Here is a 17,656-nt window from a genome sequence, read left to right on the forward strand (position 1 = left end):
GGAAAGGATTCTCTCCATGCTGCCACTGTTCGACATGATGCTCAGAGCTCAGAACGGCGCAGGCATGGAGGCGATCGCCAAGCAGTTCAACCTGGCGCAGGAGCAGGCCACCCAGGCCATGGCGGCGCTGATGCCCGCCTTTTCCTCCGGGTTCAAGCGCACCAGCGCCAACCCCTATGATCTCACCTCGCTGATGAGCACCATGGTGTCTGGAGCATATGCCAAATATTTCGAAGACCTGACCAAGGCCTTCACGCCGCAGGGTACGACGGACGGTAACGCGGTGCTCGAAAAGCTGTTCGGCTCGAAGGAAGTCTCCCGCGCGATCGCGGCCCAGGCGGAACAACTCACAGGGATCGGCCAGGAAGTCTTCAAGAAGATGATGCCGGCCATGGCTGACACATTGATGGGCGGGCTGTTCAAGCAGATGAGCGGCCAGATGACCGGCGCCAACGACGCGTTTGCCGCCTCCCCGATGGGTCAGATGCAGCAGCAATGGCTGGAAAGCATGGGCCTGCAGCCCAAGGCGAAGCCGCAGGCCGCTGCCAATCCCTTCGACAATCCCTTCGCCCAGGCGATGCGTTCCATGTGGGGGCTCGACAAGCCGGAACAGCCGCAGCCTTCGGGCGGCAACCCGTTCGCGGACAATCCCTTCGCCAAGGCATTCCAGGACATGATGGGCGGCGCCTTCACGAGCCCCAGCCCGGCCGCGGCCCCGACGCCCGAGAAACCCAAGGAAGCGCCGGCGGACGAACCCAATCCCTATCGCGACGTGCTGAACAACATGTTCGACAGTGGTCTTGAAGTGCAGAAAAACTACCAGAAGAACATGGAAGCGATCTTCGACACCTATCTGCGCAATGGAGCAGGCGGCCATGCCGAAGCGGAGGCCACGCCTGCCGCTCCCAAGCCTTCCAAATAAAAAAGCCCGGCACGGATCGACCGGCCGGGCAAGCAGCAGGGCTATTGGCTATCACCCTGCGGGGAAAAGGTCAGGCAAGATCAGCGATTGGCCGGCCTTGCAAAACGGTGCCGCGCACGCTCGCGAGCGGAGCGAGACAGAAGCAGCGACGGATCATCCAGCACGCCGGACCGATCGAGCGCCATCACCACATCATGCCGTGTGATGCCGATATCGTTGAGCTGGCGGTCGTCGAGATCATGGAGGCGATTGCTCGCCATACGATTGCGAAAGGCACGCCATACGGATTTCGTTCGCAGCACTACGAGGCCAAAGCGGCCATACGTACCGCGCCCTTCGTGAACGAGGTCGAGTTCAGTTCCGCAGTCGGTCGTGCTCATTGGTCTATCCTTTCGCAGGCACGAGAAAGGCCATCCCTTCCGCGGAGGTCCGACGGAAAGGCTGCCCGGATTGGGCGCTCAGGGAAGAAGCACCCTTCGATTTTGATTTGCGATCCCCTTATCGCGTAAAACCTATTGATCAGTCCAACGAATGTTTCTAATGATTAGCATCAACCTCTCTGATGGATCATTCTCATGTCCGCACCGCTCGATATCGATCAGTTGCATACTTTCATTTCAATCGTGGACACCGGCAGCTTCACCAAGGCGGCGGACCGGGTTTTCAAGACCCAGTCCGCGGTGTCGATGCAGATGCGCCGTCTCGAGGAACGGATCGGCAAGCAGCTGTTCGCCAAGGACGGCCGCGGCAACCGGCTGACGGCCGAGGGCGAGAAGCTGCTGAACTATGCGCGGCGCATCATCCGCCTGAACAACGAGGCGATCGCCGCCTTCGACGACAATCGTCTCGAGGGCACGCTGAGGATCGGCACGCCGGACGACTATGCCGACCGGTACATGCCCGAGATCATCGGCCGTTTCGCCAAGACCCATCCGAATGTCGAGCTCTATATCGTCTGCGAGCCGTCGGCCAGCCTTGCGGAAAAGATGGCGCGCGGCGAGCTGGATATCGCGCTCGTCACCCATAACCCGCGCCAGCGGATTTCCGACGTCGTGCGTACCGAGCCGCTCTGCTGGGTCGGCTCGGCCAACCATCCGCTGAAGGACAACGCGCCGGTGCCGCTCGCGGTCGGCCGGCGCGACTGCCTGTGGCGGCAACTCGCCTGCTCGGCGCTCGATGCGGACGGGCGCGAATACCAGGTCCTGTTCACGAGCTGGTCCTCGACCGTCGTCGCCGCCGCCGTGCTTGCCGGCATGGCCGTTTCGGTACTGCCGGAATCGGCGCTGCGCACCGGCATGAAGGTGCTGTCGTCCGCCGACGGCTTTCCGCCGCTGCCGCCGGTGCAGATCGGCCTGATGAAGCGGCCCGGGCTTTCGCCGTCGCTGATGAACGCCATCACCGACCACATCACCGCCTGCCTCGACAACATCTCGCCGGCGGTGATGCCCGACGATCTCGACGGCGAGGTCAAAGCATTCCAGCGCATGCCGCGGGCGCGGGCGGCACACGTGATGCCGGGGTGGTAAGGGATAGCCGCCAGGCCCTTGGCGGCTATCAGGAATGCTTTTGAGCGTTGACGTCGGGCTGGACCCGGCTTTTCTACCTTCGTGATGGAGGTCAGGCGGTGGTTTACGCCAGGTTCTTCTTGAAAAACGCCACCGAGCGGCTCCAGGCGAGATCGGCGGCTGCCTTGTCGTAGCGGGCCGAGGAGGTATCGTTGTTGAAGGCGTGGTTGGCGCCGTCGTAGACGAAGATCTCGAAGGTCTTGCCGCCTTTTTCGAGCGCCGCCTTGAAGGCCGGAATGCCGGCATTGATGCGCTCGTCGAGACCGCCGTAATGCAGCATCAGCGGCGCCTTGATGGCCGGCACGTCCTCGGCCTTCGGCTGGGCTCCGTAATAGGCGACGCCGGCGTTGAGGCCGGGTGACTTCACAGCAAGATTGTTGACCGTGCCGCCGCCCCAGCAGAAGCCGACCGCACCGACCTTGCCGTTGGCGCCGCTGATGCCGGCGAGATAGGCGCGGCTTGCTTCGCCATTGGCCGACACTTCTTCGGGCTTCAGCGAAGAGAACATCTGCCGGGCCTGCTCCTCATCCGCGGGCGTGCCGCCCTGGGGCGCCAGGAAATCGACGGCGAGCGCATTGAAGCCCTCGAGCGCCATGCGGCGGGCGACGTCCTTGATATGGGCGTTGAGGCCGCGGTTCTCATGAATGACGAGGACGCCGCCGCGGGTGCCGGAGGCATTCTTGGGTTTTACGAGATAACCCTTCATCGTCACGCCGTTGGCGCCCGGATAGGTAACGTCCTCCGTCGTCAGCCGTTCGTCATTGGCAGGAATGACATCCGCCATGGCGGAACTGGCGCCGATCAGGGGCGCGATTGCCGCGGCAGCCGCACCGGAGCCCGCAAGCTGGGTCAGCTTCTCCATGAACCGGCGGCGGTCCAAAGTCAGATGGGTGTATTCATCATAGGCGTCGATCATCGCCTGGGTAATCTTTGGTGTCTCGTTGTCCATGGCTATTCCTCCGTAGCAGACCGTGTGACGGAGAAATCTATACCGAGGACCTGTCGCTTGCAGATGAAACACTGAGTGATCCAAGTGCCCGATATTACACTTGTTCGTGAGCCCGGTCGATCGGCCGCTCCGCCAGGATCGTGGTGGATGCCGCAAGGGCCGCTGTATTTCGTCACGCCACCCGGCACCGCTGCTAAGGTCGCAGCGGGCCCGGCCTTCGGACCATCCTGGCGCTGGCCATGTTAGTTCAGAACCAGCCAGGCCGCGAGCCAGACCCACATAGCCATCACCGCAAAAAAGCCGACGATGAAGATCGGCCGGCGATAACGGAGGCGGTTGCTGGTGAGATGCACGTAGGAATGCGCATAGCGGGAGAGTACGAATATCCAGGCAAGAGCAACCGTCCCCCAATTGTCTGCAGTCGACACATAAAGGACGAGGCAAGCGGCATGGAACAGGACCGGTAGCTCAAACTGGTTCTTGAGATTGTTGTGGACAATCAGGCTTTCGCGCGGCTCCTCTCGGTTTTCACGAAACTGCCCGGCCTCGGCGCTGCCGGACTTCACAGCCATGTACCGTTTCTTCGACAGGAGCCAGTAGAGAAAGAAGACCAGCGCGGCATGCGCTATCATCGGCCAGAGCGTCGCGTCGGTGGAAAGCATCGGTTCTCCTCAATCCTCAGAGGAACCAATAACACGGGTTCTACGATGCACAATGGCGTGCCGAGGGACATGTCTCCAACGCATGGCGCCGTCCGAGCGGCGCCATATAGTCTCACCGCTGCCTGCAGGCCACCCGACTTCGCGATCAGGCAAGGGCGGCAGGCATCCAACCAGCTATTTCCGAGACTTGAGGAGGAGGAGGCAATAACCTCCTCCCATCAAGAACATCAGACGCCGGCGCCCGGGTAGTTGGGGCTCTCGCGCGTGATCGTCACGTCATGCGCATGGCTTTCGCGCAGGCCCGCGCCGGAGATCCGCACGAAGGTGGCGCGCTCCTGGAATTCCTTGAGATTGGCGCCGCCGACATAACCCATGGCCGCCTTCAGGCCGCCGCCGAGCTGATGCAGCACGCCCGAGACCGGACCCTTGTAAGGGACCTGACCCTCGATGCCTTCGGGAACCAGCTTCAGCGTATCACGCACCTCCGCCTGGAAATAACGATCGGCGGAACCGCGGGCCATGGCGCCTACCGAGCCCATGCCGCGATAGGCTTTGAACGAGCGGCCCTGGTAGAGATAGACTTCGCCCGGGCTTTCGTCGGTGCCGGCCAGCAGCGAGCCGATCATCACGGCGGATGCGCCGGCGGCGATCGCCTTGGCCAGATCGCCCGAGAACTTGATGCCGCCGTCGGCGATGACCGGGATGTTCTGGGCGCGCGCGGCTTCGACGGCCGACATGATCGCCGCGAGCTGCGGCACGCCGACACCGGCGACGATACGGGTGGTGCAGATCGAGCCCGGGCCAATGCCGACCTTGACCGCATCCGCGCCGGCATCGATCAGCGCCTTGGTGCCGTCGGAGGTGGCGACATTGCCGGCCATGACTCGCACATGATTGGAGATGCGCTTGACGCGGGTGACGGCGTCGAGCACGCGCTGCGAATGGCCGTGGGCCGTATCGACGACCAGCAGGTCGACGCCGGCCTCGATGAGACGTTCGGCGCGCTCGAAACCATCGTCCCCGACGCTGATTGCGGCCGCGGCGCGCAGGCGCCCTTGAGCGTCCTTCGAGGCGTTGGGATTGAGCTGCGACTTCTCGATGTCCTTGACCGTGATCAGGCCGACGCAGCGACCTTCGCCATCCACCACCAGCAGCTTCTCGATGCGGTGCTTGTGCAGCAGGCGCTTGGCTTCCGTCTGGTCGACGCTGCTTTCCTTGACGGTGATGAGGTTCTCGCGGGTCATCAGCTCGTAGATCTTCTGAGCCGGATCGGAAGCAAAACGGACGTCACGGTTGGTGAGAATGCCGACCAGCCGGCCCGGAACGTGACCGCCGCCGTTTTCGACGACCGGGATGCCGGAAATGCTGTAGGACTTCATCAGCGACAGCGCCTCGGCGAGCGTCGCGTCCGGACCGATCGTCACCGGGTTGACGACCATGCCGCTTTCGAATTTCTTGACCTGGCGGACCTGCTCGGCCTGTTCGATCGGGGTCAGGTTGCGGTGGATGACGCCGATGCCGCCTGCCTGCGCCATGGCGATGGCAAGCCGGCTTTCCGTCACCGTGTCCATGGCCGAGGAGATGATCGGCAGATTGAGTTCGATATCCTGGGCGATGCTCGTGGCGATATTCGTCTGGCCCGGCATGACTTCGGAATGGCCGGGCTGCAGGAGCACGTCGTCGAAGGTAAGCGCATCTGCGCCGGTTGCGGTTTCAATGATGCGTGCCATTGCCAAATTCCTTCGATCTAGAAAATGCGGGATGCGCTCAGGAACGACTCGATACGTCCCGACGCTCCGGCAACAATTGCTTGGAAGTTGGCGAGGGCTGGTAACACGTTCATGACAAGAAGGGAATAGCAAAAACCCGAGAGAGGCTTCTCCCGGGTTTCGATTGCTTTTCAACAACAATCAGATGTCGAACTGGTAGCTCTTCGGCACGAACCGGTAGCCGGTGCCCTGCTTTTCGACGAAACCGACCGCCGGGAAGGGCATGTGATAGCCGAGGAAGGCGACCTTGTCCGTGGCGATCATGTCGAGGACCTTCTTGCGGGTGGCCGCCCCTTGCGCCTTGTCCATGTCGAATCGCACCTCCCATTCCGGCCGCTGAAGCGACAGGACGTAGTGGTTGACCGTATCGGCGGCCAGGATCAGGCGCTTGCCTTGCGATTCGATGTTGAAGTTCAACATGCCGGGCGTGTGGCCAGGCGCCAACATCGCGGTGATGCCGGAGACGACTTCGCCGCCATCCTTCAGGAAGGTCATCTTTTCGGCAAGCGGCTTCACATTGGCGAGCACGCTCTTCTGGTTACCCTCTGCCGGCGTGCCGGCGCGGGCGGCATCGGTCCAGAAGTCGTATTCCACCTGGCCCGTGATGTAACGCGCTTTCGGGAAGGCCGGCTTGCCGTCTTCCATGAGGCCGCCGATATGGTCGCCATGCATGTGGGTGATGACGACGATCGAGATATCCTCCGGCATGTAGCCAGCGGCCGCCAATCCTTCGATCAGGCGTCCGACGCCCTGGGCGCGGCCCTGCTTGCCGAGGCCGGTATCGAAAAGGATCACGTTGCTGCCGGTATCGACCAGCGTCGGAGAGAAACTGTTGACGAACTGGTCCGTCGGCAGAAAGTTCTGGGTCAGCAGCGCTGCCAGCGTTTCGGGCGGCTGGTTGAGTCCGAAGGTCTCGCCGGGAGCACCGGAGGGGCGGGCACCGTCCTTCACCGCCAGAACCTGGAAACCGCCGAGCTTGAATTTGTGGATATCCGGCGGGGTCACCTGGTCGATAGCCAATTTCCGCGTCTCCTGGGCAAAAGCCCCGGCATTGATGATCGCCGGCGCAGCGAGAATGCCCAAACCGGCCGTGCCGATAAGGGTGCGCCGTCCGATACCTGAATTCGTCATGATGTCGCTGCCTCCTGGAGTTATGCCGAACCGTCAAGATGGGTCCGATCCGGTGGAACATAACCGCGCTCCCTGCCGAGGAAATCCGACCTCACGCAGACGTGACCCAAAATCGGAAATGGTGAGATTCCGCAATTGGCAGACGGGGCCAAGAGGTCTAAGGACGGACGAATTCCCGCCATTGCAGGCACTCCATGAACCGCATCGTTCCACTCATTCTCGCCGTCGCCCTTTTCATGGAGCAGATGGACTCCACCGTCATTGCGACGGCACTTCCGGCGATCGCCGCCGACCTCAATGTAGGGCCGATCACGCTCAAACTGGCGCTGACCTCCTATATGGTGGCGCTCGCCATGTTCATCCCGATCAGCGGCTGGATGGCGGACCGCTTCGGCGCCAAGAAGATCTTTCGCGTCGCGATCTTCGTCTTTGTCATCGGCTCGATCTGCTGCGCGTTCTCCTCCGACCTCCTCCAGTTCGTGCTGTCACGCTTCCTGCAGGGCATGGGCGGCGCGATGATGACGCCGGTAGCGCGCCTGGTTCTCCTGCGCACCACCAAACGCAGCGAACTCGTCTCGGCCATGGCGCTGCTCACCATTCCGGCATTGGTCGGCCCCCTCACCGGCCCGCCGATCGGCGGTTTCATCACCACCTATTTCACCTGGCACTGGATCTTCCTGATCAACGTGCCGGTGGGCCTGCTCGGCATCTATCTCGCGACGATCTTCCTGCCGGAGATCGAGACCACCAATCCTCCCTCGATCGACTGGTGGGGGTTCTTCTTGACCTCGGTCACCGCCGCCGGCACGGTGTTCGGACTTTCGGTCGTCGGCCTTCCGGCGCTACCGCCGGCCATCGGCATCACGGCGACGGCTCTGGGGCTCGCGGCCGGCGTCGCCTATGTCGTCCATGCGCGCAGCCACCCCGCGCCGATCCTCAATCTGAGGCTCTTCAGGGACGATGCATTCCGGGCCGCCAGCAGCAGCGGTACGCTGTTCCGCATCTCGACAGGGGCCATTCCATTCCTGATGCCGCTGATGCTGCAGCTCGGTTTCGGTCTCAACCCTTTCCAGTCCGGCCTCATCACGTTTGCCGGCGCGCTCGGCGCGCTGATCGTGAAGTTCGCCGCCCGCCGCGTCTTTGCGATGACCGGGTTCAAGATGACGCTGATCGTCGCGGGCGTGCTCGGTGCGGCGACCACCGCGGCAAACGGCTTCTTCACGCCGGAAACCTCCCATGCGCTGATCATCGCCTTCCTGCTGATGTCGGGCGTCTGCCGTTCCTTCTTCTTCACTGGTTCGAATGCGCTCAGCTATTCCGAGATCCGCGACGACCAGGCGAGCCAGGCGACCTCGATCGCCTCCGTCCTGCAGCAGATCAGCATGGCGCTCGGCGTCGCCTTTGCGGCCTTCATCCTGGAGGCGTCGGCGGCGGTCACCGGTACCCACCTGCAGCTCTTTGACTTCCACCTGGCTTTCTTCCTGGTGGCCGCCCTTTCGCTTCTGGCGGTCGTGCCCCTGCTGAGGCTGGACCCGATGACGGGTGCTGCCGTTTCCGGCCATGGAGCGGCCAAGGTCCAACCGGAAGCCGGCGAGTAATCAGGCCCGGTCTTCCGATTCGACGTCGTCAGCCTCGGCGTATTCCACTTCCGCTTCCTCCATCTCGGAGTCCGGGGCAGTCTCGCCGGCCCTGCGGCCCTTGAAATGCTTGGCAAGCAGGAACATCTCGACCGATTCCTGGCGCGAGGCGCCCGGCTTGACGTGGATGACCTGCTTGAAATTCTGCTTCAACATGTTGAGCAGGTCGCGTTCGGTGCCGCCCTGGAAGGTCTTGGCCAGGAAATGGCCGCCCTCGCCCAGCACCTCGACCGCGAAATGCGCCGCCACCTCGCATAGATGCATGGTGCGCAGGTGATCGGTCTTCTGGTGGCCGGTGGTCGGCGCCGCCATGTCCGAAATGACCACGTCCGGCGTGCCGCCGATCGCTTCCATCAACAGGCGCGGTGCTTCCGGATCGAGGAAGTCGAGCTGCAGGATCTTGACGCCGGCAAGCGGTGCCATTTCCAGGAAATCGATCGCTGCCACGCGGATATCATCGTCGGTCGAACCGGTGACATTGGCGGCGATCTGCGACCAGCTTCCCGGCGCGGCGCCCAGATCGATGATCCGGCGGGCGCCCTTGAGGATCTGATGTTTCTCGTCGATCTCCAGAAGCTTGAACGCCGCGCGGGCGCGATATCCCTCGAGCTTGGCGCGCTGGACATAGGGGTCGTTGATATGGCGCTCGAGCCAGCGCCGCGACGACGCCTTGAGCTTGCCCTTCTTGACCTTCTGGCCCAGCTTGCGGCCGGTACGATTGCCGCTGCCCGGGGATTTGGAAGGTGGTTTCGTCATCGCCTGGCTCCCGCCTCATCCTGTCCGCCCGCACCTTGAGTGCCCCCTTGATTGCCCCCTGGGCGGCGCGGCCGTACCCGGCGCCACACGCCGTCATCAGCCATCATGTCCGTCAACAGGCCCTCGCGCAGGCCACGATCCGCAACCCGCATGCGCTGGCTCGGCCAGCGGCGACGGATTGCCTCCAGAATGGCGCAGCCGGCCAGCACCAGATCGGCCCGGTCCGGACCGATGCAGGGGTTAGCCGCACGGCCGGCAAAATCCCAGGAGAGCAGTTTTGCCTGCATGGCGGAGACTTCCGCGTCCGACAGCCACAGCCCGTCCACCTTGCGGCGGTCGTAGCGCGGCAGGTCGAGATGCACGCCGGCAAGCGTGGTGACCGTGCCCGACGTGCCGATCAGATGGAAATCCTCGGCGCCGGAGCGGCGGAAGGCGGCAAGCGGCGGGCAATCGAACCCGGCCAGCATGCCTTCGACTTCCGTCACCATGGCGCTGAAAACCTCGGGCGTCACGTCGCGCCCGCCATGCCGTTCCGACAACGTCACGACGCCGACCGGAAGCGAGGTCCAATGGGTGATGTGGTTGGCAAGCCGGCTCGAGCGGCTGTCATCGATGCGGATGACGGCGATTTCCGACGAACCGCCGCCGATATCGAAGAGAACGACGGACCGCGCCTCACGGCCAACCAAGGACGAGCAGCCTGAGACCGCAAGCCGCGCCTCGGTCTCGCGGTCGATGATTTCCAGCTCCAAGCCGGTTTCCGAGATGACGCGCGCCAAAAACTCCTCGCCGTTCTCGGCGGCCCGGCAGGCCTCGGTTGCGATCAGCCGCATGCGGCGGATCGGCCGGTTGGAGAGCTTTGTGGCGCAGATGCGCAGGGCTTCGACGGCGCGGTCCATGGCATCCTGCGACAGCCGGCGGCTGGTGCCGAGCCCTTCGCCGAGACGGACGATTCGCGAAAACGCGTCGACGACGCGGAACTGACCCGGCCTTGTCGGCTGGGCAATCAGCAGCCGGCAATTGTTGGTGCCGAGGTCGAGCGCCGCATAGAGATCGTTGACATAGGAGAATTTTTCGCCGCGCGGCTCCGCGCCCAGGCTTTCAGCTCCGGACCTGCTGCGGACATCCTTGGAAGAAACCTGGCCCGAACCGGCAGGCGCTGGAGCCTTCGCCACCCCGGGCGCAGACTTTGCAGGCGTCAGCGGCCGGCCCTGAAGGCCGCGACCGCCCCTGTTCTTCTTGCGCCTATTGCGGGACGACTTGGCCGAATGCGGCTGCTGCCCGCCCTCGGGACGCACCGGAACCTGCTGTGTCGCGGGTGTGGCGTTCGACCCCTGTGCCGGCTGCTGGGCGCTCGCGGATTTCGCGCGGCGCCGCTTGCGCTTGCGCGCCGACGGGTGGGCTTCCTGGCCATTGGGACGTCCGGCAGAGGCGGCCGAATCGACCGCTTCCGAATTGGTTACAGGCGCCGCGTCACGACGTTTGCCGTTCCGCTTCGCCTTCCGACGCCTCGAGGATTTACCCTCTCCGCGCGGTACCGCCGACGCCCCGCCTTCCGGCGGCTTTGCGCCGCTATCGGGGTCCATCACTGTTAAGTCCATCTCGCCGCGCAAGGCCTCTTGAAGGTATGCCGCTGGCGTCTGATTGTTTCGTTGGCGCGAAGATAACAGGCGGTAGCGATTTCGCCAACGGCTTTTTGCCGAACCCTGTCATTGCCCTGTCATCAGCCGGGTTTTGAGCTTTTCCGCGCCGATAACGAGAAAGCTTCCGCAGCGTCGATTTTTTTCGAAATCGGTATTTGCAATCCGCCCGCTTTTGTTTATAAGCGCCGCACACCGGCCCGGGCATTCCCCGGCGCGCCCTGCTGGGGAATAGTTCAACGGTAGAACGACGGACTCTGACTCCGTTAATCTTGGTTCGAATCCAGGTTCCCCAGCCAATTTCTTCGAAATTTCCTGAGAAATTATTCAAGCGCCTCGGCGCCGATGGTGTCTATCGAGGCAGACGGCGCCCCATCCGCAACCACGCAGCAACCACCACACACCCCCACGTTGACAGATATCAATTGCCGGGCAACTTTAAAGGCTATCCTCTAGGATCGAACCCCGCCCCGTTTCCCGGATGATGGCGGTGCAGTTTGATCTGGAGCGCCGATGCCTGCCAATTCAGTCTCCGTCCGTCGTAAACCCGAGCAGAACGATATGGTCCGCGAGGGGCTGAGCGGCATCGAAGCCGCCGCGCGGCTGGCGCAATTCGGGGAGAACCGCCTTCCCGAACCCAAGGCGCCCTCCCTATTCCTGATCTTCCTCGGGCAATTCCGCAGTCCGCTGATCTATATCCTGCTGATTGCGGCTGCGGTCTCGGTTCTGGTCAGCGAGGCCGAGGATGCGGTTTTCATCGGCATCGTGCTGGTGTTGAACGGCGTGATCGGCGGCTTTCAGGAATATTCGGCCGGCCGCGCTGCGGCTGCCTTGCGCAGTCTCGAACAGCCGTTCGCGACCGTCGTCCGCGACGGGATCGTACAGGAAATCGAGGCGCGCCTGCTGGTTCCGGGCGACCTCGTGCGGATCGAGGCCGGCGGCCGCATCCCGGCCGACCTCGAACTGTTCGAGACCAATGACCTGCTCTGCGACGAATCGTTGCTGACGGGTGAATCCGCGCCGGCACGCAAGACCGTCACTGCCGTCGGGGCGCCGCCCGAGAACCGGAAATCCGGCCTTGCGTTTGCGGGCAGCCTTGTCACACGCGGCCGTGGCACGGGTCTGGTGGTTGCGACCGGCCTTTCGACCGAGATCGGCAGGATCGCCGCCGAGATCGACAAAGCCTCGGTCACCCAGCCGCCGCTGATGATCCGGCTGAAGCATTTTTCGAACATGATCGCCTGGAGCGTCGGGATCGCCTCAATCATCCTCATCGCCGTCGGCCTGGTTCGCGGGCTTGCCTGGAACGACCTGTTCATGATGTCCGTCGGGCTGGCGGTCAGCGCCATTCCGGAAGGCCTGCCGATCGCCATCTCGATCGCGCTGGCGATCAGCATGCGCCGCATGGCCAGCCGCAATGTCATCGTCCGCCGCATGCCGGCGGTCGAGTCGCTCGGCTCCTGCACGATGATCGCCACCGACAAGACCGGGACACTGACCCTCAACGAGCTGACGGTCACCGATATCCGCCTGCCCGACGGCAGCGAACTGGTGCTGGATGCCGGCTTGGATCTCGATACCTGCGAAATCCGGGGGTCGAACCTCAGCCAGACGGATGCGCGCGATCGTGCGGAGAAGCTGCTGAAGGCGGCCGTGCTGCCCAACGAGGGTTCGCTCACGCGGCATTCGGACGGATGGAAAGGCGTCGGCGATACCGTCGACATCGCGCTGCTGGCGGCGGCCCGCAAGGGCGGCCTCGAACAGGAGGCGATGAGGGACGACTATCCGCTGATCGCGCGCATACCTTATGAACCGGACCTGAAATATGCCGCGTCCTTCCACCGTCGGGGCGAGCGAGTACGCATCTTCGTCAAGGGATCGGCGGAAACGCTGATCGACATGGCGGACCGTATGGATGCCGGCAATGGCGTCGTGGCGATCGATCGCGAGGCGCTTCTCCGGCAGAAGGAGGAAATGGCCGAGCGCGGCCTCAGGGTGCTCGCATTCGCGGAAGGCGAAATTCGCGGCGGTTCGGACGAGAGCTTCGGATACCATCATCTGGTCGATCTGGTTTTCCTCGGCCTTGCCGGCATGAAGGATCCGATCCGGCCGGAAGTTCCGCAGGCCATCCGCGATTGTTACGCGGCCGGTGTAACCGTGGTCATGGTGACCGGAGACGACCCGAAGACGGCTGCCGCCATCGCCGCGCAGGCGGGGCTGAAGTTCCAACCCGACCAGGTCGTAACCGGAGATGAGGTCAGCGAAGCGGAGAAGGCTGGGACGGACAGGCTTGACGAACTGACCGGACGGGCCAGGATCTACGCCCGGGTGGCGCCGGCGCAGAAACTCGCGATCGTGCTGTCGCTCGCCCGAAACGGCCATTTCGTGGCCGTGACCGGCGACGGGATCAACGACGCTCCGGCGCTCAAACACGCCCATGTGGGCGTGGCCATGGGCCGCAAGGGGACGGAAGTCGCCAAGGAGAGCGCCGACATCGTCGTCACCGACGACAATTTCGCGTCGATCGTCAGCGGCATCCGCGAGGGCCGCACCGCCTATTCCAATATCCGCAAGGTTATCCTGATGCTCACCGCAACGGGTGCGGCCGAAATGCTGCTGTTCCTGCTGGCCATCCCGCTCGGGCTGCCGATGCCGCTGCTGCCGGTGCAGCTTCTCTGGCTCAATCTGGTTACCAACGGCATCCAGGATGTCGCGCTGGCGAGTGAAAAGCCGGAGGGAGACGAACTCGCGCGGCCGCCGCGCCGTCCGAAGGAGCCGATCTTCGACCGGTTGATGATCCGGCGGATCGTCCAGTCGACGCTCGTCATCGGCGGCGGCGGCTTCGCGATCTTTTCCTATCTGCTGTTTCAGGGCTACGAGATCTCGCAGGCGCGCAACATGCTGCTGCTGCTCTTCGTGCTGTTCGAAAACGTCCAGACCTTCACCAGCCGCTCCGAGCGCCGATCGATCTTTTCGCTGAACTTCTTCGGCAACCCGCTGCTGATCCTCACCGTCATTGCGGCGCAGGCCATCCATATCTCGGCGATGTATATCCCCTGGTTTCGCGAGACCCTGGACCTCGCGCCGATCTCGTTTGCCGAATGGGCTCTCATGCTGCTTACGGCCTCCTCGCTCCTGGTCGTCACCGAACTGGACAAATGGCGTGTCCGTCGAACGCCCTCGGCCTGACGGCCCGCGGTTGCGCTAGGTCAAGGCCGGCGTGGACGCGATGCGGGAAGCTTGGGGCCAGCGACGGATGATCGCGAACCACAGGAGCAGCGGATGCTTGCCAAAGATTTGATGACCACCAGGGTGGTTCACGTCAGCCCCGGGGCCAGCCTCAAACACGCGATCCGGATGCTGATCGACAACGACATCAGCGGCCTGCCCGTGATCGACGATCAGAGGGCGCTGTGCGGGATGATCACCGAGGGAGACATTCTGAAACGGCATGAATTCAACCTCGCGCCAAAAGCTGCTCCCGACACCCATGATCCGGCCTTCTTCGAAAACTACGTCAAGGCGCACGGGTTGAAGGTCGAGGACTGCATGAGCCGCAAGGTCGTCAGTGTGGCGCCCGGAGCCAGTGTCGCCGAGATCGTCGCGCTGATGCGCCTCCACGCCGTCAAGCGCATTCCCGTGCTCGACAATGGCGTGCTCGCGGGGATCGTCAGCCGTCGCGATATCCTCAAGATCGAGATCGCCACGCCGGACGTGGTTGCCCGCGGTGACGAAGCGCTGCGGCTTGCCGTTGCGACCCGGCTGCTCACGGAACTCGGGCTGGGGAAGGACAGGGTCGAGGTCAAGGTGCGGGACTCGGTGGTGGAGATCATCGGCGAGATCGGGTCCGATGTGGAGCAGGAGGCGATCCGCATCCTGACGGCCAGCATTGCCGGCGTCGGCGGCGTCGTCACGCAAAAGCCCTCGCAGCAGCCCGCTCAATAACATGTAATCAGACCGTTTCCGATCCGCCCTCCGGGTCCACTCCCCTGGGGCGGATTTTGTGCCGGCCTGCGGGGCGGACCGGTCCGGTCTCTTCCCGATTGCCGAAGATGCGGGCACGAAAAACCCTGTCTCCCGCCAGCTGACGGGAAACAGGGTACAATCGCCTCCCGATTTTACCGGGCGATCAGGACCGGGAACTTGCTTTCCACGAGCATCGAGGCCGTCACACCGCCAAAAACCCGCTCGCGCAGCCGCGAATGTCCATAGGCGCCCATGACGACGAGCTCGGCGTTGATTTCCAGCGCATGTCTTTCGAGCACGTCCTCCACAAGCCGGCCGCCGCTTAGCAACTGCTCGACGACGACGTTGATCCCGTGGCGGGCGAGATAGGCCGCGACGTCGGCGCCGGGTTCGCCGCCGCTGACCCAATAGGAGGTGTCCGGATCCACGAGCACGACATGCACCTCTTCCGCCCAGGTCATCATCTCAAGAGCCTCGCGCGCGGCCTGGGCGGCCTCGGCGCGGGAATTCCAGGCAAGCAGTATCCGACGCGGTTTCAGGGTCGTGCTGCGATCCTTCGGCATCAGAAGGAGGGGTCGGCGCGCGTCGAACACACCGCCATCGACGATCCGCCGGGTCAGCGCGCTGTCGCTGCGCACGCCGTCTCCGATCACCAGCACATCGGCATAAAGCGCGCGGCGATGAATTTCCTCGCTGACGAAACCGCTATCCGCATAGAGGACGTCGACATCGAACGAGAGGCCGTTCGCCTCGCAGGCGCCGGCTGCCTGTTTCTGGATGCCATCGAGCAATCTCAGGTCCTCGTCACGCTGGTCGAGCCATACGGTACCGGCCGGAAAATCTCCCATGGTTGCCGGAACCGCGAGGCCGGCGACCACCACGGAAAGATGTGCTTCGAGTTCGGTCGCGATCTCCATGGCACGGGCGAGATCAGCGGCGGGTTCCATATTCCCGATCATTGCGAGCACTGTCTTGAACGACATTGTCTGTCTCCTCTGCACAAGGCCCTGATCGGGCCCGATGGAGGAAAGTCTAGGACCGGCACCTGCCCGAGCCATGATCTTCGTCAACCCAGGCGTATAATTCGAAACTGCAGCGCGCCGCTGCGCCGACCAGCCCAAATCGAAACTGCCGTCCGTTGTCATGGGGAAGGCTTTTGTCATGCCGAAACGCGGCAACCATGAGAAGGCCATCGTGCCTTCTGCATTCGCAGAAACGAGAGTAGGATTGTCGGCTTCGACCAATCAGGGAGATCGAGAATGGGAACGAGAAAAGAGGCGCCGTCACCCGGAAAGTCCGCCAAAGACATTGCCAAGGAGCAGGACGACTACCTGGAGGAGTCGCTCGAAGAAACATTTCCGGCAAGCGATCCCATCGCGCCGGGTCATCCCCAGAAACCGGAGAAAAGGCCGCCTGTTCCCAAGCGCAAGTGATCCAGTTTCCGTGCGCCCATGGCGAGGTCGCTGTCATGGAACTGGAAGAGCCAGGCTTACTCGGAAAGGAAAGTCCGATCCGGGGGAACGGGCCGAAGTGCCCCTCGGCCCGCATCATCGGATTAGTTAGCTCTTGCCGCCGGTCTTGCGGCCCTTGTCGGCCTTGCCCTTGGCGGAGGAGGTCTTGGCGTCATAGCCCTGGCCGTGATTGGTGCCGCCGAGATGGCCGCCACCGCTGGTATTGGCGACCTGGCGCTGGGCCCTTTTCACTTGCTGTTCTGCATCCGTCTTTTTCATGGAAATTCTTTCATTATTGAATAACAAAAGCCCGAGAGGAACTGTACCTCCCGACCGCTTGCGGTCCGTGCCAGTACATCCGTGGTCAGGGCCGAAGTTGGTTTTGGCTTTAGGCGATCTGCAGATTTTCAGCTGCATTCTTGCCAGTGCGGTTGTCCCGCACGACATCGAAGCTCACCTTCTGGCCTTCAGCCAGATAGGTCATTCCCGAACGCTCGACGGCCGAGATATGGACGAACACGTCCGTCGACCCGTCAGCGGGCTGGATGAAGCCGAAGCCCTTGGCGGTGTTGAAAAATTTTACGATTCCGCTGTTCATGGAGATGATCCTTCCGATCGAGCACAGGTCGCCGTCCGGCAAAATGCCGGCGACAAAAGAGATCGATTTTGAAGGGAAAGATCAGCTCGAACGCAAAAGGCGTGAAAACGAAGCTCGACAACCAATTTCGATGGCTACCCCTACCGGTCAACTATGTCTTGAGCAAGGCATTTCTCACAACCCGCACATTGCGTTTGGCGCAAGTCCGGCGCATGATGGCGACTTCAGCAGCCATATAAAGGGCGCTGCTGCTTCAGGATTCTCACGCCCTGGCCCCAATGAAAGGAGGACGCCATGTCTTCCGAATTCTCTCAGACCATCTCCCGCAACCTGGTCCGCGTCAGCGGCCCCGGATACCGGGAAAATATCGAACGTCATGCATTCCGTGAACCTACGCAGCCAAGCGGAACGCTTGTCAGCGGCCGGGCCGGCACAACGGGAGCAGCCATCATGCTTGCCCGTTTTGGGGACCGTCCCGAGAAGAGCTTCGGAGCCGCAATATCAGCTTCGTTGAGCAAACACAGAGATACCGTACTACCGCAGCTTTGATGCTTCGGCTGGCAAAGGCAGGTTTTGCAAATCCGTCATTTCACGCGTTGCATGCCTGTCA

17 protein-coding genes and 1 tRNA gene are annotated in these 17,656 nt (G+C 62.8%); 8 read left to right on the forward strand and 10 right to left on the reverse strand.

Features of this window, described 5'->3' with window-relative positions; genetic code table 11:
- The first annotated feature begins 16 nt into the window (after positions 1 to 16).
- Positions 17 to 922: a DUF937 domain-containing protein gene (locus tag ACZ9EJ_RS14940; protein ID WP_046640969.1), complete on the forward strand. Its 906-nt coding sequence runs from the start codon at positions 17 to 19 to the stop codon at positions 920 to 922.
- An 80-nt stretch (positions 923 to 1,002) separates the two neighbouring features.
- Here the strand turns inward: ACZ9EJ_RS14940 and ACZ9EJ_RS14945 are convergent, their stop codons facing one another.
- Positions 1,003 to 1,302, reverse strand: a complete 300-nt coding sequence (locus tag ACZ9EJ_RS14945) for a YjiS-like domain-containing protein (protein ID WP_046628441.1) — start codon at positions 1,300 to 1,302, stop codon at positions 1,003 to 1,005.
- A gap of 195 nt (positions 1,303 to 1,497) precedes the next feature.
- Here ACZ9EJ_RS14945 and ACZ9EJ_RS14950 point away from each other — a divergent pair, with 195 nt between their 5' ends.
- Entirely contained in the window at positions 1,498 to 2,448 is a 951-nt protein-coding gene (locus ACZ9EJ_RS14950) for a LysR substrate-binding domain-containing protein (protein WP_046640968.1), read from the forward strand.
- Positions 2,449 to 2,551: 103 nt separating this feature from the next.
- Here ACZ9EJ_RS14950 and ACZ9EJ_RS14955 read toward each other — a convergent pair whose 3' ends face one another.
- From ACZ9EJ_RS14955 to ACZ9EJ_RS14970, 4 genes are all read right to left on the reverse strand, one after another.
- A complete protein-coding gene (locus tag ACZ9EJ_RS14955) occupies positions 2,552 to 3,436 on the reverse strand; it encodes a dienelactone hydrolase family protein (RefSeq protein WP_046640967.1) in 885 nt (294 codons plus the stop codon).
- A 242-nt stretch (positions 3,437 to 3,678) separates the two neighbouring features.
- Positions 3,679 to 4,098 carry an MAPEG family protein gene (locus ACZ9EJ_RS14960; protein ID WP_046628432.1) on the reverse strand — a complete coding sequence of 140 codons (420 nt, stop codon included), beginning with the start codon at positions 4,096 to 4,098 and terminating at the stop codon, positions 3,679 to 3,681.
- A gap of 227 nt (positions 4,099 to 4,325) precedes the next feature.
- A complete protein-coding gene (gene guaB / locus ACZ9EJ_RS14965) occupies positions 4,326 to 5,828 on the reverse strand; it encodes an IMP dehydrogenase (protein ID WP_046628430.1) in 1,503 nt (500 codons plus the stop codon).
- A 180-nt stretch (positions 5,829 to 6,008) separates the two neighbouring features.
- A complete protein-coding gene (locus tag ACZ9EJ_RS14970; protein ID WP_046640966.1) occupies positions 6,009 to 6,998 on the reverse strand; it encodes an MBL fold metallo-hydrolase in 990 nt (329 codons plus the stop codon).
- 194 nt (positions 6,999 to 7,192) lie between these two features.
- On the opposite strand from ACZ9EJ_RS14970, the gene ACZ9EJ_RS14975 reads away from it, so the two are divergent.
- A complete protein-coding gene (locus tag ACZ9EJ_RS14975; RefSeq protein ID WP_046640965.1) occupies positions 7,193 to 8,596 on the forward strand; it encodes a DHA2 family efflux MFS transporter permease subunit in 1,404 nt (467 codons plus the stop codon).
- Here the strand turns inward: ACZ9EJ_RS14975 and ACZ9EJ_RS14980 are convergent, their stop codons facing one another.
- Positions 8,597 to 9,391, reverse strand: a complete 795-nt coding sequence (locus ACZ9EJ_RS14980) for an RlmE family RNA methyltransferase (protein WP_046640964.1) — start codon at positions 9,389 to 9,391, stop codon at positions 8,597 to 8,599.
- The gene (locus ACZ9EJ_RS14985; RefSeq protein WP_251089488.1) at positions 9,388 to 10,977 is read right to left on the reverse strand and encodes a Ppx/GppA phosphatase family protein; all 1,590 of its coding nucleotides are present in this window, start codon (positions 10,975 to 10,977) and stop codon (positions 9,388 to 9,390) included. The genes ACZ9EJ_RS14980 and ACZ9EJ_RS14985 overlap by 4 nt, the downstream gene beginning before the upstream one ends.
- 279 nt (positions 10,978 to 11,256) lie before the next feature.
- Between ACZ9EJ_RS14985 and ACZ9EJ_RS14990 the strand changes: the two genes are divergently transcribed.
- The 3 genes from ACZ9EJ_RS14990 to ACZ9EJ_RS15000 all read left to right on the forward strand — a co-directional run bounded on the left by ACZ9EJ_RS14990 (position 11,257) and on the right by ACZ9EJ_RS15000 (position 14,976).
- Positions 11,257 to 11,330: transfer RNA gene (locus ACZ9EJ_RS14990), tRNA-Gln, on the forward strand.
- A gap of 262 nt (positions 11,331 to 11,592) precedes the next feature.
- Positions 11,593 to 14,220 carry a cation-translocating P-type ATPase gene (locus ACZ9EJ_RS14995; protein ID WP_251089489.1) on the forward strand — a complete coding sequence of 876 codons (2,628 nt, stop codon included), beginning with the start codon at positions 11,593 to 11,595 and terminating at the stop codon, positions 14,218 to 14,220.
- A gap of 93 nt (positions 14,221 to 14,313) precedes the next feature.
- The gene (locus tag ACZ9EJ_RS15000) at positions 14,314 to 14,976 is read left to right on the forward strand and encodes a CBS domain-containing protein (protein ID WP_046640962.1); all 663 of its coding nucleotides are present in this window, start codon (positions 14,314 to 14,316) and stop codon (positions 14,974 to 14,976) included.
- Between the two features lie 173 nt (positions 14,977 to 15,149).
- Here ACZ9EJ_RS15000 and ACZ9EJ_RS15005 read toward each other — a convergent pair whose 3' ends face one another.
- Positions 15,150 to 15,980: a universal stress protein gene (locus ACZ9EJ_RS15005; RefSeq protein WP_046640961.1), complete on the reverse strand. Its 831-nt coding sequence runs from the start codon at positions 15,978 to 15,980 to the stop codon at positions 15,150 to 15,152.
- A 276-nt stretch (positions 15,981 to 16,256) separates the two neighbouring features.
- Between ACZ9EJ_RS15005 and ACZ9EJ_RS15010 the strand changes: the two genes are divergently transcribed.
- The gene (locus tag ACZ9EJ_RS15010) at positions 16,257 to 16,430 is read left to right on the forward strand and encodes a hypothetical protein (RefSeq protein WP_251089439.1); all 174 of its coding nucleotides are present in this window, start codon (positions 16,257 to 16,259) and stop codon (positions 16,428 to 16,430) included.
- A 126-nt stretch (positions 16,431 to 16,556) separates the two neighbouring features.
- On the opposite strand, the gene ACZ9EJ_RS15015 is transcribed toward ACZ9EJ_RS15010, so the two are convergent.
- Both ACZ9EJ_RS15015 and ACZ9EJ_RS15020 read right to left on the reverse strand, forming a co-directional pair.
- Positions 16,557 to 16,727, reverse strand: coding sequence for a hypothetical protein (locus ACZ9EJ_RS15015; RefSeq protein WP_233955270.1), 171 nt, complete (start codon positions 16,725 to 16,727; stop codon positions 16,557 to 16,559).
- Between the two features lie 109 nt (positions 16,728 to 16,836).
- A complete protein-coding gene (locus ACZ9EJ_RS15020) occupies positions 16,837 to 17,046 on the reverse strand; it encodes a cold-shock protein (protein ID WP_046628589.1) in 210 nt (69 codons plus the stop codon).
- Between the two features lie 294 nt (positions 17,047 to 17,340).
- Here ACZ9EJ_RS15020 and ACZ9EJ_RS15025 point away from each other — a divergent pair, with 294 nt between their 5' ends.
- Positions 17,341 to 17,595 (forward strand): hypothetical protein, encoded by a 255-nt coding sequence (locus tag ACZ9EJ_RS15025; protein WP_251089440.1) that lies wholly within the window; start codon positions 17,341 to 17,343, stop codon positions 17,593 to 17,595.
- Positions 17,596 to 17,656: the final 61 nt, after the last annotated feature.

The organism is Neorhizobium sp. USDA 3394, from assembly GCF_056280385.1.